This window comes from Pontibacillus sp. ABV4_188, assembly GCF_056311905.1.
The window spans coordinates 654,705-672,396 of sequence record NZ_CM149975.1 but is presented as its reverse complement, the minus strand read 5'-3'; the positions used below and the strand labels follow the sequence as shown (position 1 = coordinate 672,396).

Annotated in this window: 14 protein-coding genes and 1 tRNA gene; 2 read left to right on the top strand and 13 right to left on the bottom strand. The window is 40.7% G+C overall.

The genetic code is table 11. The annotated features are described in order from the left end of the window. Positions 1-164: 164 nt before the first annotated feature. The 5 genes from ACYX4O_RS03445 to ACYX4O_RS03425 form a co-directional block, all read right to left on the bottom strand. Positions 165-2,264: an RNA degradosome polyphosphate kinase gene (locus tag ACYX4O_RS03445; RefSeq protein ID WP_476354594.1), complete on the bottom strand. Its 2,100-nt coding sequence runs from the start codon at positions 2,262-2,264 to the stop codon at positions 165-167. A 278-nt stretch (positions 2,265-2,542) separates the two neighbouring features. After that, positions 2,543-4,075, bottom strand: coding sequence for a Ppx/GppA phosphatase family protein (locus ACYX4O_RS03440; RefSeq protein ID WP_476354592.1), 1,533 nt, complete (start codon positions 4,073-4,075; stop codon positions 2,543-2,545). 160 nt (positions 4,076-4,235) lie between these two features. Next, the gene (locus ACYX4O_RS03435; protein WP_188654270.1) at positions 4,236-6,131 is read right to left on the bottom strand and encodes a PrkA family serine protein kinase; all 1,896 of its coding nucleotides are present in this window, start codon (positions 6,129-6,131) and stop codon (positions 4,236-4,238) included. A gap of 194 nt (positions 6,132-6,325) precedes the next feature. Then, complete coding sequence (locus tag ACYX4O_RS03430; protein ID WP_476354590.1) at positions 6,326-6,766, bottom strand: MarR family winged helix-turn-helix transcriptional regulator; 441 nt, start codon at positions 6,764-6,766, stop codon at positions 6,326-6,328. 18 nt (positions 6,767-6,784) lie between these two features. Then, on the bottom strand, positions 6,785-7,114 hold the full coding sequence (locus ACYX4O_RS03425; protein ID WP_476354588.1) for a DMT family transporter: 330 nt from the start codon (positions 7,112-7,114) through the stop codon (positions 6,785-6,787). Between the two features lie 151 nt (positions 7,115-7,265). Here ACYX4O_RS03425 and ACYX4O_RS03420 point away from each other — a divergent pair, with 151 nt between their 5' ends. After that, positions 7,266-7,610, top strand: a complete 345-nt coding sequence (locus ACYX4O_RS03420; RefSeq protein ID WP_476354586.1) for a PDC sensor domain-containing protein — start codon at positions 7,266-7,268, stop codon at positions 7,608-7,610. Between the two features lie 532 nt (positions 7,611-8,142). Here ACYX4O_RS03420 and trmL read toward each other — a convergent pair. The 4 genes from trmL to ACYX4O_RS03400 all read right to left on the bottom strand — a co-directional run bounded on the left by trmL (position 8,143) and on the right by ACYX4O_RS03400 (position 12,746). Then, complete coding sequence (gene trmL / locus ACYX4O_RS03415; RefSeq protein ID WP_476354584.1) at positions 8,143-8,616, bottom strand: tRNA (uridine(34)/cytosine(34)/5-carboxymethylaminomethyluridine(34)-2'-O)-methyltransferase TrmL; 474 nt, start codon at positions 8,614-8,616, stop codon at positions 8,143-8,145. A gap of 48 nt (positions 8,617-8,664) precedes the next feature. Beyond that, complete coding sequence (locus ACYX4O_RS03410) at positions 8,665-9,543, bottom strand: amidase domain-containing protein (RefSeq protein ID WP_476354582.1); 879 nt, start codon at positions 9,541-9,543, stop codon at positions 8,665-8,667. Positions 9,544-9,737: 194 nt separating this feature from the next. After that, on the bottom strand, positions 9,738-11,309 hold the full coding sequence (locus tag ACYX4O_RS03405; protein WP_476354581.1) for a PTS transporter subunit EIIC: 1,572 nt from the start codon (positions 11,307-11,309) through the stop codon (positions 9,738-9,740). Between the two features lie 84 nt (positions 11,310-11,393). Continuing rightward, positions 11,394-12,746 carry a 6-phospho-alpha-glucosidase gene (locus ACYX4O_RS03400; protein ID WP_476354579.1) on the bottom strand — a complete coding sequence of 451 codons (1,353 nt, stop codon included), beginning with the start codon at positions 12,744-12,746 and terminating at the stop codon, positions 11,394-11,396. Positions 12,747-12,895: 149 nt separating this feature from the next. On the opposite strand from ACYX4O_RS03400, the gene ACYX4O_RS03395 reads away from it, so the two are divergent. Beyond that, complete coding sequence (locus ACYX4O_RS03395) at positions 12,896-13,606, top strand: GntR family transcriptional regulator (protein ID WP_476354577.1); 711 nt, start codon at positions 12,896-12,898, stop codon at positions 13,604-13,606. 150 nt (positions 13,607-13,756) lie between these two features. On the opposite strand, the gene ACYX4O_RS03390 is transcribed toward ACYX4O_RS03395, so the two are convergent. From ACYX4O_RS03390 to ACYX4O_RS03375, 4 genes are all read right to left on the bottom strand, one after another. Further along, positions 13,757-14,287, bottom strand: a complete 531-nt coding sequence (locus ACYX4O_RS03390; protein ID WP_476354575.1) for a methylated-DNA--[protein]-cysteine S-methyltransferase — start codon at positions 14,285-14,287, stop codon at positions 13,757-13,759. Between the two features lie 123 nt (positions 14,288-14,410). After that, positions 14,411-15,538, bottom strand: a complete 1,128-nt coding sequence (gene queG / locus ACYX4O_RS03385; RefSeq protein WP_476354573.1) for a tRNA epoxyqueuosine(34) reductase QueG — start codon at positions 15,536-15,538, stop codon at positions 14,411-14,413. A gap of 39 nt (positions 15,539-15,577) precedes the next feature. Next, positions 15,578-17,287 (bottom strand): ABC-ATPase domain-containing protein, encoded by a 1,710-nt coding sequence (locus ACYX4O_RS03380; RefSeq protein ID WP_476354571.1) that lies wholly within the window; start codon positions 17,285-17,287, stop codon positions 15,578-15,580. Positions 17,288-17,436: 149 nt separating this feature from the next. Continuing rightward, positions 17,437-17,510: transfer RNA gene (locus ACYX4O_RS03375), tRNA-Gly, on the bottom strand. Positions 17,511-17,692 lie beyond the last annotated feature (182 nt).

Here is a 17,692-nt window from a genome sequence, read left to right as displayed (position 1 = left end):
GTAAACGTTTGCAAACTCATCTTCTATTATAATTTTTTTCCGTTTTCTTCTTCAACTACTTTACCCTAGTTTTTTTTAAGAAAACAAAAAAATTTGAAAAAGATAATAAAAAAAGTACAAATGTACGGAATATTGTACACTTGTACCTCTTGATTTTTCAACTATTATTCTTCATCTTCACTAACTGTGTATGCTCGATCAAAGAGTTCTAGCTGGCTATCGAGTTCTTTTTCGTTTGGACTCTTCTTAACATAGTGGTAATTACCATGCTCATCCTGGACACGAGCTTTTAAATTATCTTGTAAATGAAGCTCTAGTATTTGGTGCAACCTGGATTCTATATGGCGGTCATAGATTGGGAAGAGCAACTCTACACGCTTCTCCATATTACGTGTCATTAAATCCGCAGAGGATAAATATATTTTCCCTTCCCCGTTTCGATGACAATAATAAATTCTGCTATGCTCCAGGAAACGGCCGACTATACTTCGTACTCGAATATTTTCACTTACACCTTTAATTCCTGGACGAAGGCAACAAATTCCTCGTACGATTAAGTCGATTTGAACACCTGCGTTAGAGGCCTCGTAAAGTTTTTTAATAATAACCTTATCTGTTAACGAATTCATCTTAGCAATGATTCGACCATTCCCGTGCTGCTTGTGACTTTCAATCTCTTGATCGATATGTGCCACTAGATCGCTACGAATATCGAATGGTGCCATTGAGATGTGATGGTAGGCGGGCTTCTCAGTATAACCACTTAAGTAATTAAAGAAGTTCGTTGCATCAATTCCAAATTTACGATCTGATGTAATAAGCCCCATATCCGTATACAATTTAGCCGTTTGGTCGTTATAATTCCCTGTGCCAAGGTGTACAAACCGCTCAATTTGATGCTTCTTCCTGCGGACAACGAGCGTAATTTTACTGTGAGTTTTTAAATAGTTCATCCCGTATATAACATGACATCCGGCTTTTTCAAGTTCTTTTGCCCATTGTACGTTATTCTCTTCATCAAAACGAGCTTTTAACTCCACTAGAACCGTAACTTGTTTCCCTTTTTCAGCAGCCCTTTTTAGACCTTCAATAATGGGAGAGCCTCCGCTCACCCGGTATAGCGTTTGTTTAATGGCTAAGACATCCGGGTCATCAGCAGCATCTTCTACGAAGTCTACAACAGGCTGGAAGGATTCATACGGATGGTGGAGAAATACGTCACGTTCTGAAGCAACCTCGAACAGATCTTCGTCTGAGCCAACATCTTTTGGTGGTTGAGGAATTAACGCTTCATAGATAAGCGAATCATTGTATTCTTCCATATCTTTATAAAATTTAAATAAGAACGTAAGATCAAGTGGGCCGTCAATTTCGTATACATCTTTACGATGGATCTCTAGCACATTCAAAAGGAACTCTAACAACTTTGGATCATATTGGTCACGCTTAATTTCTAATCGAACGGCTGCGCCCCATTTCCGTTTTTTTAGCTCCTTCTCAATTTCCTTTAATAAATCTCGGGCCCCTTCTTCGTGAATCGTCATATCTGCATTTCGCGTAATTCTAAATTCCGTAACAGATTTGACCTTATATCCTTGAAACATTTTATAAATGAAGTGGCTTATGATATCTTCAAGCATAATAAACTTGCGTATCCCTTCCTCATCCACCTCTAATTCAATATAACGATCAAGTACGGCTGGGACTTGAACGATAGCCGTCTTCTCAGAATATTCCTCTTCATCAAACGTGTCTTCAAGGACTACCGCAATATTAATACTTTTATTAAGAAGCATAGGAAAAGGGCGATACGCATCTACTGCCATAGGGGTCAGCACAGGAAAGACTTGCTCATCAAAATATTGCTCCATTGCATCATGTTGTATGGTAGTTAGTTTGTCCATTTCTACAATTGAAATCTTATGCTCTTCTAGCATAGGAAGTAAGATGTGTTGATATGTAGAATATTGCATATCAACCAGTTTATGATTTTTCTCAGAAATCTTGACTAATTGCTCCTTAGGGGTAAGGCCTGCTTTGTTCTCTGGTTTATTGAAACCTGCTTTCACCTGGTCCTTTAACCCAGCTACACGAACCATAAAGAACTCATCCAAATTGGAGCTAAAAATCGCCAAGAACTTAAAGCGCTCCATCAATGGGTTACGTTTATCTAACGATTCCTGTAGTACCCTTTCGTTAAAAGCTAACCAGCTTAATTCACGGTTATTATAATAACGTGGATTATCTAACTGAATATCTTCCATCTCTCCTCACCCTTTCATCCAAAGTGGACAAATGTCGTCCCTTATATTTTATCAACAATTTATTATAGTCATATTAATAAAATATGAACCTCATGTTAACTTTTCACTTCTATTTACCACTCACTAGTCTATGTCAATCCACCAAAAACTAACGCTCCCCCACCCTTTAACGCACTACCGCGCGAAACGGTGCCAGACACCCTTCACGATGGTAAATCGTGAAAGGGTGTCTGGCACCGTTTCACGCTTTAGTGTATAAAAAAGGGTAGCTTTAGAGGCTACCCTTTTTGTGTGAATGTGATGTTGATGCGCATTTTTAGCGCTTTTTCTAGATGTTTTTTCTGTTTCTCTACTTGATATTCTTCGGCCATAGGGTCCTGGTTACAGAAGGCAACGATATTCATATCTTCACCTTTCACTTCTACGTGCAGATCTTCTACAATGCTTCTTCTAGTCGAATCAAAGCTGTAAGCAAACTTCGTCAAGGCTCCTAGGGTTCGAATCTTCTTTTTTTCTTCCTTTAAGAACCAATGTTTATACGGGTGAAAGTACTGTTTAAAGATTTGCTTACTTTTATAAGAAGCAACAAGGGCTAGCATAAGTCGCTCTTTGTGCATAAGGCCATCAATGGTCCGATTGGCTAGTAAATAAAACGTATGCTGAGAGCTTGATTCTGAATCTATATATTCCCCCAGGTTGAACACAAATGCACCTCGCTTAAGCAAGGTTAAATCTTCTCTTGATAAATGGCTTACTTCCGCTTCTTGTAACTCATCAAACATGATTTGTGCTAAATGAGTTACCTGGTGAACATGTTTATAATTAATATTATAGTCAATGGCCAGTTCATTAAAGCTTTCTTCTAACACATCAGGGAACACAGTAATATTAAAATCTTCCATAAGTTGTTCATAAAACACACCATCTCTTAGTCCCTTACGACTTAAAATGAATGATGTGGCATCCGTCACCTCATATAAAGAATGGAAGACTTCCATAGCCGGCAAGATAATATCCGCACGGTCTTTCGTTAAGCCTTCAACCTTTTGCAGCTTCTTAAATGACAAGGTTAATAAGTAACTTTTAATGAAACTCATATCATGTTCAAACATGCGATACTGATGAAGCCCCGCTAATGGATAGCTTTTCAGTGACTGATCGACCTGTGCCATGTTACGAGCACTCCCGCCGATCCCAATAATAGGTACTCTTCTGTCTGTTAACCAGGACAATGACTTAAATTGTTCCACCAAGTAATTTTTTACATTTTCCATTTCTTTCGGCGATGGTACATCGTCTTTTACAAACATTTGCTTCAACGTTAATGCACCGAACGGGAAGCTATGAGAATGCTTCATTTGTTTATCTTTATAATACGTAACTTCCGTACTTCCCCCACCGATATCAATTGTAATCCCTTCACGAAGTGCAGTAGAGTTCACAATAGCAAGATATCCGTAGTAAGCTTCTTCTTCTTCAGAGAGAACCCGCATATCTTGATTAAGCTCGTCTTTCACACGTTTCATAATTATTTCTTGGTTCAATGACTGACGTATCGTCGCTGTAGCTACGCAAAGGAGCTGCTCTAATTCATAAGTGTCTGTGACTTTCTTAAAGCTACGTAAAATCGATAGGAGATTCTCGATCCCCCCTTCGCTCAAATTATAATCGTCGCCAAGATAATTCCTTAGGCGAGCTACCGCTTTGATGTTTTCTACTTCTTTAAAACGTCCACTCTCACTCCGCTCATAAACGACTAAACGTACCGTGTTAGATCCTATATCAATAATCGCATAATATTGTTTACTCATCGGAAGACACCCTTTTCTAACAATGAAATTTTCACCATTATAGCATAGGTACTCCTTTAACCCTCGATTAGATATATAATCTTTCGCCCTTATGGACATTCATAACTCTTATTAGTCAATAAAAAAACCGGATCGTCTAAACGATCCGGTTCCTAGCCATTTATCGATTTAACAAGCTACCCACATATCTTAACAACTCATTTGCTGAACTAGAATTGTAGCCATATCCCTCTACAAGAGTCGCTACCACTTCATTTACCTTCTTAAGCTGCTGTTCATCTGGTGTCTTTGTCGATGTCGTGATTTTCACAACGTCTTTCAGATCAGCAAATAACTTTTTCTGAATCGCTTCTCGTAAACGTTCGTGAGAGGAATAATCGAACTTCTTCCCTTTACGAGCATATGCTGAGATTCGAATGAGAATTTCTTCACGGAACGCTTTCTTTGCGTTTTCGGAAATCCCAATCTGCTCTTCGATCGAACGCATTAACTTTTCATCTGGGTTTAGTTCTTCCCCTGTTAACGGATCACGTAACTTCGATTTGTTACAGTAGGCTTCAACGTTATCAAGGTAGTTATCCATAAGCGTCTTCGCTGATTCTTCATAAGAGTACACAAACGCTTTTTGAACTTCTTTCTTCGCAATCTCGTCATACTCTTTACGAGCAACTGAAATGAAATTCAGGTAACGCTCACGGTCATCTTTGGAGATGGATGCGTGACTTGAGAGCCCTTCTTTTAGAGAGCGCAACACGTCTAGCGCATTAATTGACGTCATCTCTTTCTTAATAATGGTTGATGAGATACGGTTGATGACATAACGTGGGTCAATGCCACTCATTCCTTCGTCATGATGCTCATTTCGCAATTCCTCTACATCTACATCACTGAATCCTTCTACAGTTTCCCCATCATATAAGCGCATCTTTTTCAATAAATCGATGTTATTTTTGTTCGAATCTTTCAGTCGAGTCATAATCGTAAACATCGCAGCCACTTTTAACGTGTGAGGGGCAATGTGAACGTCTCTAATATCACTTTGGTTAATCATTTTTTCATAGATTCGTTCTTCCTGCGTGACTTTTAGATTATATGGAACAGGCATAACAATCATCCGAGAATGGAGGGCTTCGTTCTTCTTATTCGAAATAAACGAGCGATACTCCGATTCATTCGTGTGAGCGATAATCATCTCATCTGCCGAGATCAGCGCAAACCTTCCCGCCTTAAAGTTTCCTTCCTGTGTTAAAGAGAGTAAGTGCCACAAGAATTTCTCGTCACATTTCAACATTTCCTGGAACTCCATTATACCTCGGTTCGCTTTATTAAGCTCACCGTCAAAACGGTAAGCGCGTGGGTCAGACTCAGAACCATACTCGGCAATTGTCGAGAAGTCTATCGACCCTGTTAAATCAGCAATATCTTGTGATTTAGGATCAGACGGACTGAATGTTCCAATGCCCGTTCGTTTATCCTCGGAGAAGAAGATCCGCTCTACCGGCATATCTTCAATACGACCTCCGTATTCTTGCTCAAGCCTCATTAAATTTAGAGGCGATAGGTTCCCTTCAATGCGCACCCCAAATTCTTCAGCAAAATCCTCCCGAAGATGTTGCGGGATTAAGTGCAAAGGATCCTCATGCATCGGGCACCCTTTAATTGCGTATACTGCACCTTCATCTGTATGAGAAAACCGCTCTAATCCGCGCTTTAATAACGTTACAAGTGTCGATTTACCTCCACTTACCGGCCCCATCAATAACAAAATTCGTTTCTTTACATCCAGTCTCTTCGCCGCCGGGTGGAAGTATTCCTCCACCAATTTCTCCATGGCTTCTTCTAATCCAAAGATCTGATCATCAAAAAACTTATAATGCACTTTTCCATTTTGCTCCTCAATCCCCGCATGTTTAATCATATTATAAACACGGGAGTGAGACGACTGAGCCAGGTACGGACGTTCTCGAAGCATGTCTAAATACTCACCAAATGTCCCTTCCCACTTCAAATTCTCCTCTTCTTCCCTGTAACTTTGCACCTTTTTTAAGAAATCCACTCAAAAGACCTCCCCTGTTGAAGTTAGGCAAGCACTGAATAATACAGTCTATGTACGAGGTTTCGGAAAAATGATTCGAAAGAGAAGATTCATGTCCATATTAGATAAGCTTCACGAAATTCCCCTCCATCTTATTGTTGAACTCTACTTAAAGGCACATTGTATGCATTATATAAAAAGCTGACCCCTATTACTTAGGCGTCAGCTCTTTGGTGGATGTTTCGTAAAATTTTCTCAAATGATTGAGCCGTGTGAGCCAGCTCCTCCTCAGATAAGCTATTTGCAAATAGATGATAGACATAATTATCATATTGCTCAAGGTCCCTGGCATACGCTTCCCCTTTAGGACCTAAACCAATGCGCTGTACACGCTTGTCATCCGGATCAGCAAGTTTAACGATAAACTCACCTTCCTCTAACTTTGAAATCATCTGACTCACTGCACTCTTGGTAATCGATAATTTCTCCGCCAACTGACTGCTCGTGGGCTTCCCCATCCTAATTACAGCCATAAGGAGAACTTCTACGGTTGATGATAAACCATATTGCTTGAAACGGTCTTCTTCATCAGCAAGGTTCATCCACAATTCTTCATATAAATGTTGAAGATAAGCAGCTTTCTCATTCGTCTTCATAAATATCCCTCTAATCTATTAATGGGTAGCTCTAGCCATGTTCAAGATAAAGACCCCACCGATAATCAACAGTATGCCTGCTATCATCATACCGTTAATTTGTTCTTTGAAAAAGAGAGCGCCAATAGCTACTGTGAGCGCGGTCCCCCCACCAGCCCATACGGCATATGCTGTATTTAATGGGAGATATTGAAGAGTGAGCTGAAGGAAGAATAAAGCCATCATAAACCCAGCGATAACTCCAATCGTTCCCCATAGTTTCGAAACACCTTCGACAGTAGACCACTTTAACATGGAACTTCCGAACACTTCCGTTACTATGGCAGCTAGTAAATAAATGTAACCCATGTACACCCACCCCTTTACATACATATTAAATTATAGTTTAGTTTACTTAACTAAACTAATTATATACGATTCTTCACTCTGAGTCAATCTGACTGTATGAAACATGCCTCTTCTTTTAACTGCATATACATCATTAAGGAGTTGAGGGCGGATGAACAAACGTATATGCATCTTTATAAGCTTGATTTTACTTACCATATTGGCAGGCTGCAAAGAAGAACCTCCTTCCCTTTATGGTACATGGGTTATTTTAGAAGAAGGTGGATCTTTCCATACAGGAGATCGCCTCATTCTAAAAGAAGATGGCAGTATTACACTTAACGGATGGACTTCACAATATGAGCTTATTGAAGCAAAATATATAAAAATTGCAGCAGATAGCGGGAAATTGATGTGGACGTATAATGTGACGAAAGATACCTTAACTCTTCAGTCTAAGAACAGCAAACATGATATGAAAGTGTCTGCTCAGCGCATAGTCACTAAGCAGCCTTAAGAAAACGTTCACATTTCAACTAAGAAAAAACCTATTCTATGTTCACACTTTTGTCCAAATTGGGTATAATAACTAATAACGGACATTTTCTCGTTTCAAGACTAAGGGGGCATCAGATATGAAGATTATGTTAATTCTTGGGGTTATTGTAACTTTTGTTGTTTCCATTTTTTCAGCAGGTTACGATACAAAATAATGCGTTACATAAAGCCAGCATCTCTTGAGGGTGCTGGTTTTTTTATAGTAAAGGAGGGCTCATTAGTTGAAAAACATCCATGTATTCTATATTAAACTTCTCTTTACCGCGGCCTTGATCTATTACTTCTTTCATTATCTAGTCACAGGAGAAGGTGGCCTTTTAAACATATTGCTACCTTTTGTCTATATCACCTGGGTGGGATCGGATTTCATGAGGCACCGAAAAAATAGTACATGGCAAGAACCTTATACGTTTAAAAGCTGACCTTTTAACGTTTATATGATATGCATAAAAAAGCCGACCTGCCTTCTACAGGCAGATCGGCTTTTTTCGTTAACGTAATCCAGGAAATCCTTGCTGACGTAATACTTCATACACTAGAATTGCGGCCGTGTTCGATAAATTTAGAGAGCGAACCTTATCAGACATATGAATACGCAAGCATTGGTCTTCTTTACCTTCTAGTAAGGATTTAGGAATACCGTCTGTTTCCCGTCCAAACACAAAAAACAATTCTTCTTCCGGGTTGCTATAATCGTAATCCGTCCAATATTTCGTACCAAAATTCTCAATATAATAGAAGCTACCATCCGGATGAGCTTCATACAAATCATGAATGGAATCATGATAGCGAACATCAACATCGTGCCAGTAATCAAGACCGGAACGACGAAGCATTTTATCGTCTGTAGAAAAGCCAAGTGGACGAACTAAGTGCAGAGTAGTATCTGTAGCCAAACAAGTTCTTGCGATATTGCCTGTATTGGCTGGGATTTCTGGTTGATATAATACGATATGAAGAGCCATTTGCAGTCACCTCTAACATGTAATAACTAGAGTATTATACCATATATTCTACTCTCCTATCCGGAAAAACTTATACTGAATATTTGGTGTGTAAGCTGTAGAATCTTCATAGTCCCAATAGCGGTGATAGCTATTTGAAGTGTGAGCATTGACAAGAGGCTCTCCAAAGGCATCTTTCTCTACTACTATGGTCGTATGATTCCACCTTCCGTCTCCCTCAAAGTCATAACAAATAATATCTCCTAATATGAGATCACTCGCTCTCTCCACTTCCCTTCCTCGAACCCCTTGCTTAGCTCCACTTAAGTACCAGCGCATAGCATTCGCAACTGTCCAGCTATAGCTCCAAACTTTACTATTGTACCACCAACCTTTTCCCCTGTTAGGAGTCCCCCACATTGGCGCCCCTCCAGCCCGAAGGCACTGGGATATGAAATTTGTACAGTCATCTGTGAAATGCCGATAAGCAGGGTTGTATGTGTTCCACCACAAATTAGCGTACTGCACCGCCTTCTGGCGATCATAGATTCCTCTCTCTCCCTCCTTCTCAAGAGTGCCTTCTTCATTAATTAATGTGAGAGCATCACGCGGGATCTCTGGCTCATGAGGTGGCGGAAGTTCCTCATCGTAAAGTAGCTCCCCTCCTACGAAATGTGCCCTATGACTACGCTGTTCCTCCTCAATATAATAATGATCTCCTTGTTGTATGAAGAAAGTGACATATAGCGCATAGTCTACCTGAAGCTCACCGCTATTTGTATATAATGATCGATACGGAGCTCCCTCAGCTGTTACACGAGCAACTCTAGATCCGCGCTTTTCGTGACACTTCATTTTATGAGTAATCCATGAATGATTTCTTGCCCCAATCTCACCACCATTGAGAGATCTTTCCCAGTACCTCTGTAACCACCTTTGAATCTCCATAACTCCCCTCCTTCCTTACAATCTATGAAACATACCCGCCATTCATCCCTTTCCCACACTAAAGCGCGAACGCGTGCCTGACACCCTTTATCGCTCTAAAGCAAGAACGTGTGCCTGGCACCCTTCACTGCTCTAAAGCAAGAAAAAAGGGACAGGAATCTTTACGTGGGTAAACATTCCTGTCCCTTTTTTAATTAGGCTGTTTCTTGTTTGATAATGCGATTAATTTCGTTCTTATAAAGGTCGGAGCGACCACCGAATATAGCTTGTATATTGTGATCTACTTTTACGACACCTGCTGCTCCTAAAGCTTTCAATTTATCTTCATCAATCTTCTCGCGATCACTGACTTCTACACGTAAGCGAGTGAAGCAGGCATCAACATTTTTTAAGTTTTCCTTACCACCCAGAGCTTGCATAATTGCCGAAGCGGTTTCTCTATTAGCACTGCCTCTATCTGCCTTACCTTCCTTCTCATCACCTTTCTTCTCATTATAATCCGCTCTTGTATAAAGCTTGTTCTCTTGTCCACCTCGACCTGGTGTAGCAAGATCCCATTTCTTGATTGCAAAAGAAAAGGAAAAGAAGTAAATAACGAAGAAAATAGCGCCTAATACAAGGTTCATCCACCAGTTTCCTGTTCCAGGTATAGCGTTTACTAGAACATAATCAATAAATCCAGAGCCCCCGGCCCAACCTAAATGCACGTCTAGCATATACGTAACAGCGTAAGAAATCCCTGCTAAGAATGCATGGAACACAAACAACAATGGAGCTACAAATAAAAATGTAAATTCAATCGGCTCAGTAATCCCTGTCAGGAAAGCCGTTCCGGCAGCTGCAATGAGCATTCCTTTTACAACCGGTCGATTGTCTTTATCAGCCTGACGATACATCGCAAGAGCTGCACCTAATAATCCAAACATAATAACCGGGAACTTTCCTGCCATAAAGCGACCAGCCGTTACTTCTACACCTTCAGCAATTTGAGCCAAGAAGATATATTGGTCACCTGAAACCATTTGTCCAGCAACTTCTGTTGTTCCACCAAGTGAGGTCCATAAAAACGGCGCGTACCAAATATGGTGTAACCCTGTTGGAATAAGAGCGCGTTCCAAGAAACCATAGAGACCAATGTATAGAGGGTTTGTTGCACCGTTAGCAATCACATTTGCAACAGCATCTATACCACTTTGAATAGGTGGCCATATGACCATCATCCCTATAGCCAGAAAGATCGAAGTGAATACCATAGCGATTCCTACTGATCGGTCCCCAGCGAAGAAACCAAGCACTTCCGGAGGATCAAACTCATGAAATTTGTTATATACCCAAACGGCTAGTAATCCGACAACAATCCCACCGAGTACCCCCGTTTCGAGCGTGGGAATACCAAGCGCCATCCCATATTCACCGTTATCTGCTACCATTTCAGGAGTAATGCTAAGTGCAAAGGAAATGGTCTTATTCATAATTACATAACCTAGTAAAGCAGCTAAAGCAGCAATCCCCGATCCACCAGTTAAGCCAATCGCTACTCCAATCGCAAAGATAACAGCAAGGTTGTTAAAAATACTAATCCCGATATCAGACATGCCTTCACCAATAAACTGAACCACGTCATTCTGTAAAAACGTAACCGTTTCTGCTAGCGGGCCTGTGAGTGCGGCACCAAACCCCAGTAAAATACCTGCTGCTGGTAGAAGTGCCACAGGAACCATTAACGATTTCCCGAATTTCTGTAACGATCCAAAATATTTTTTCACGATCCTGACCTCCTTATATACGAAAACGCTTACCTTTTAAACTGAAGAGAAGGCCCGGGGTGTGGTCCGGGCCCTTATTTATCCCTACTGAAGAACCGCTTCCTTGCTACGTTTGTAAAGATCTGGCCAGTACTCTTTATTCGCATCAATGAGGTCATCTAAAATTTGGCGTGCAACAGGTGCATCGACAACTGTACGATTCAATGTCAGTGCCTGTAGCGCCTTTTCATAACTATTCTCAAAGTATGCATCTACTACGAGTTTCTCATAAGCAAGCTGGCCTTCAATTAAGCCTTTATAGAATGTTGAGATGTGTCCTACAGAGAATGGTTTAGGTCCACGATTTGTCATCATAGCCGGTACCTCCACCATTGCATCATCTGGAAGGTTGGCGATCGTACCATTGTTCTCAACCATTACGATGAAAATATCTCCGTTGTTGTAAGCCATTGAAGCAGCTACCCGAATCATATATCGACCGTGGATATCCACTTCTAACTCAACATTCTCCGTCGTCCCATCTTCCACAATTTGATCAGCTAATGCTTGCACACGTTCTTGACGGCCATTAATAACTTGACGCGCTCTCGTATTCTCAGGATCTTCTTTCTGTACCATTTCCGTTGGATATAAATAATACTGCAGATACGTATTTGGTAGATAGTCAGGGAAATCATTCACCATGCGTTCTACCTGTTTGAACGTTTTAATCCAAGATGGATCGTTTGCAATCTCAGCATCTTCTGGGATAAATCCATCTTCTGTTATGGCACGTTTAATCGTTTGAGTATGGTCATTTCCGTCCTTATCATAAATCCCCGTAAACCAACCGAAGTGGTTCAGTCCAAAGTATTCAGGAACAAGATCGAAAACATCTTTCCCTAAAATACCCGCGTAACTGACCATAATGGCCGCTGGCATATCACAAATATTTAATAACTTCTTATCATTCGGGAATTCTCGCTTAAGTGCTTCGGCAACAATTGCTGCTGGGTTCGTGTAATTCAAGATCCAAGCCTCTGGAGCGTAATGTCGTATGTCTTCTACTAGATCAATCATGTCACCAATTGAACGAAGTCCATAAGCCATTCCCCCCGGGCCACAAGTTTCCTGACCTACTGAATCATAACGAAGCGGTATTTGCTCATCTTTCTCACGCATCTGCAATCCACCTGTACGAATTTGGACAAAGACGAAGTCCGCCCCTCTTAGAGCTTCTTCTTTATCTGTAGTATAAGAGAATTTTTCAAGTTCTGGGTATTTCTCACGTAAAATAATATCCGTCGCTTTCGCAATTTGTTCTTGTCTTTCTCCATCAGTGTCATAAAACGTAATCGTTTTCAAAGGAAATTGTTCTTTTTCAGCGATCAAACTCATAATCATACCGATTGTATAAGTACTGCCGCCACCAACAACTACTAAATTTTGTTTTTTCATATTGATAACCTCCATAAAAGGTATTAAATTTGTATTAAAAATAACTTAACATGAATATAATACACATTTATGAAAGCGTCAACATATTTTATCGATATTTTATATATTTTCCGTTATAATGGTTCTACAGAAGAACTGGAGGAATTCGAATGACAGCTCCTTTATATAGACAAATTGCATACAAAATAAGACAAGAAATCGAATCAGGAAATTGGAGAGAAGGCGAAGCCATCCCCACTGAGAAACATCTCTCTCTGCAATATTCTGCTTCACGCGTTACCATCAGGCAGGCCATTAAATGTCTCGTACAAGAAAATTTGTTAAAACGCGTTCAGGGTAGTGGCACATATGTAAATGAGAAAAAGATCGAACATAATATCTTTGAATTACAGAGTTTCACTGAAGAGATGAGGCGGTTAAATAAAGAACCCGTAAACCATGTGATAAACTTTCAGCTGATTACTCCTAGTGATTACGTAAGAGAAATGTTACAACTTCCAGATGGCGAAAAAGTCTTTTATATTAGGAGACAACGTATAGTAGATCATACGCCTTATGTATTAGAGGATACTTACTTGCCTGTCTCCATGTTTCCAGATCTCTCCTATCAAATTATGAGCGGATCGAAATATGACTACATTGAACAAGTGCGAGGCATGAAAATAAAAGAAAGCTTTCAAGAAGTTATTCCCATATTGCCTGAGCAAGAGATAGCTACTTCCCTTGGCCTTGAAGAAACAACACCCATCTTAAAAATTCAACTACACAGTGTCTTCTTTGACGACACCGTTTTTGAATATAGTGAGATCTACTTCAAAAGTGATGAATATAAATTCAAACTTCGCGCATCAAGACCATAGAAGTGAGGCAGCCCTCGTATTAGGAGCTGCCTCACTTTTACTTAGTAAAGGAACAACGCGTGCCAGACACCCTTTACCAGGGTAAAGGGTGTCTGGCACGCTGTAGTTCTTTGCTATGCTAAAGCAATCGACAAAAAAAGCCGTTTCCTCTTAAGAGGAAACGGCTTTACGATGTTCTAGATCAAGTAAATGCTCTTTTCGTTCAAGACCGCCTGCATAACCGACAAGTGCACCATTGCTTCCAATGACTCGATGGCACGGAAGAATAATGGATAGAGGGTTTTTATTAACCGCTCCACCTATAGCGCGGACAGCTTTAGGCGCCTGAATGGCTAAGGCAATATCTTTATAGGACCGAGTTTCGCCGAACGGTATGTCGGCTAAGGCTTTCCATACTTTTTGCTGAAATGGAGTTCCATACAAATCAAGCTGGATCTCAAAACGATCCCGTTTGTTGGAAAAATACTCATCTAATTGTTGCTTTAATTGCTTAAATTGAGCTGGATCGTGTACGTATTCAATGTGTAAAAAATATTTTCTGGCCCAAGTTGTTTGTCTTGATTCAACATCTCGCAACGATCCATGGTCAATGCGACAAAGACCTTTTTCGGTTGCAAGGAGTGTTAAAGGACCAATTGGACTTTCCATTTCATCGAAATAAAGGAAGGAACCTTTCGTCATGTTTTATCCCTTCTTTTACAACAGATTTTCTATTATTGTACATGGTATTCAAGCAATGTAAAAGTGTTTTTAAGCCATTTTTATAAAAATGGACTTACTAATTTTAGGTGATTTTGTCGAAGACTACAATAAAGCTAATCCTTTATCCATCTCTCCGACTACGTCATCATCTGTTTCTTTCACTTTTGCTTCTTGTATTGCAGTATATGCAGAAGGGTTCCCAATTTTACCTAAAGCCCAGGCAGCTGTTCCACGTATTACAGGTCTAGGGTCTTGGTTCATTAAACGTACAAGTTCATCCTCAGCTGTTTCATCTTTGTAATGGGCAAGCGCTAGTATAGCATTACGTTGAATAGGCTTCTTCCCACGCCAGGAACCCGACATCTGTCCATAAGTTTCTTTAAATTCACGATTGGAAACAGATAGAAGCGGCTTCAAGCTTGGTTTTACTTTCTCTGGATCTGGTTGAAATTCTGCATGAATTAAATTGTGCTTCTTTCGATTCTTCGGACAGACTGTTTGACATGTGTCACATCCATATAAACGGTTCCCTATAACTCCACGATACTCATCAGGAAGAAAACCTTTCGTTTGGGTAAGAAATGCAATACACTTTTGCGCATTCAACTGTCCACCCTCAATTAGGGCACCTGTCGGACAAGCATCTACACAAATATTACAATCACCGCATGAATCCTCAACAGGTTCATCAGGAGGGAATGCGATATTGGTCAGCATTTCGCCAAGGTATACATATGACCCGTACTCTTCCGTGATCAAATTCGTATTCTTCCCCGTAAACCCAATACCAGCACGCTCTGCGACGGCACGGTCAGACAGTTCCCCTGTATCGACCATTGACCGACCATAGAAATCTGATACACGGCCTTGCAAATATTCACCTAGCTTGTTCAAACGGTCGCGAAGCACATCGTGATAATCTTGTCCCCACGAAGCACGGCAAAATAACCCTCGACGATCATCCTTCGTACTACGTGGTGCATCTTTAAGCTTTGATGGGTAAGCAAGTGCAATGGAGATAATAGACTTCGCTTCTGGAACTAATCGATTGGGCTCTGTACGCTCCTCAATGCTTCCCTTTTCAAAGCCTGATTGATAACCCAAGTCTTGCTGGGTACGTAGTCGTTCTTTCAACTCGGTAAACACATCTGGTGTCGTGAAGCCAATCTTATCAATTCCAATCTCTTTAGCATAAGCTTTCACGTCCTCTTTCAACTCATGAATGTCCATCTTCATTCCCTCCCTTCTTCTGGTATATAATGATCTAGTTTATGAAAATTGGTCTACTTTACTCGTTCGAAGGCGATTTAGGGTCGCAGCAATTTCATGACGTCTAGGTCTCGCTAAGTCGCCTGGATGCTGATCCTTAAAACTTGTAAACGAAGCAAGACCCTTTTGATCGAGTTGGTCTTCAATCGCATCTAGCAGTTCTTTAAAACTACGCTGTTCTTTCAGCCAGTTTCTTTGTTCTAAATGATGGAGAACCTCCGCGATCATACGTGTCTGAGAGCTACTAACAAGCTGCTCCACATAGTTCAGAGACACTTCAGAACGGCCCATTAGAATAAGAGTACGGCCCTTCGCCTGAACTTTTGACTTGTTCCCTTTTCGACTATCTAAACTACTTGGTAGAAAATGACGATTTGGCATTGATTTAAACTGATTGACTGCCTCTTCATCACGACTGAACGGATACTTCTCTGCAATTGCTTTTGCTTGATCCGTTACGTTATACGGGAGATATTGATCAAGCATAATCACCTCATCCGCCGCATCAAAGTAATCCCCTGAGCCACCCATAACAAGGATCGTTGATACACTTAATTGATCACGCAATCGCTTAATCTGATCAATAAATGGTGTAATGGGTTCTTTATCTTTCGCAACAAGCTCCTGCATACGCGCATCACGAATCATAAAGTTTGTTGCACTGGTGTCCTCATCAATGAGTAAGGCAGATGCTTCTGCTTCAATGGCCTCCATGACATTTGCAGCCTGAGATGTACTACCACTTGCATTTTCTGTAGAAAAGCGAATCGTATCTTCTCCGTGCGGTAAGTGGTTAATAAATGGTGATATGTTAACGCTCGTAACCTGGCGACCGTCTTCAGCACGAACCTTAACAGCATCAGGGTCTGTTAAGACATATTCACGACCGTCTCCTTTAATATGAGGATACACCCCACGCTCGATCGCTTTCAATAGTGTACTTTTTCCGTGGTAACCACCACCAACAATGAGAACAATTCCCTTATTCAAAGCCATGCCCGTGATGGGTTCGTTTCGGTGAGGAATGGTAAAGGAAACCCTATTGGCTTCAGGACTTTGAAATGGAACAGCACGTTTCATAGGCTTGTTGCTTATTCCGCTCTCACGAGGAAGAATGGATTCATCTGCAACAAAGGAAACCCATCCCTCTTCTTTCATCTTAGCGCGGATGGCGTCATGCTGGTCTGCTAGTTGACAAACCGCTTCAAAATCGTGTGCCCCCATCTTAAACAAGGAGGTCTTCACAATAGAAGGAATCACCTGGAAAAATAATTTCTCTGCTTCTTTGCCATTGATTCGACGCCCGTTAGCCGGAAGTCCAATCGATAAACAAATCTCAGTCTGTTTGTTGTTAATGGATACGGCTGTTCGTTCAAGAATTTCCTGACCGGGTGCATCAATCGAAATCGCCCCGCTCTTTCCAGATCCTTTTACAACCGTTCGATCTTGATGAATCGCTCTGCCAACGTGACGAGCAACCTGGTCTTCTATATACGTCAAGCGAGTCGACGTTTCCATCCACTCGTTCGCTATTTTATATTGATTTGATGGTACAACGATCCGAATCTTAGATGGTGCAGCAAACGGATCACCCTGAACATAGTCAATGGCAAGCGAATAGGACTGAAATCCATAGCTACCTTGGATATCCTTATAGGCTTTATAACTTTTCCCATCAATTTGTCTCAATTTTTGCTGTAGATCTTTCATCCAAATGGCACCCTTTCTTTATTGGTTTGTTGTTATGATAAAGGGCATAGAATCCCCTATAACCAATGTAACCTTTTTGGACAATATAAAAACGCAATGCTTCGTTTCCACACCTTTAAACGAAACACTGCGTTGGCAACATAAAATTATGGAGCGGGTGATGGGAATCGAACCCACGACATCAGCTTGGAAGGCTGAGGTTTTACCACTAAACTACACCCGCATTTCACCAAATGCATAAATTATTTATACTAAGTTTGTAGTGCTAATTATGTGTTTCAATCAGCTACAAAAATTATCTTAACAAATCCTTAACAATAGGGCAATAGAAATTTAAAAAAAATGTCGAAAACCGTAATATTTGTGCGAAGTTCGAATTCTTTGAATCTTTCTTATAGTGTATAC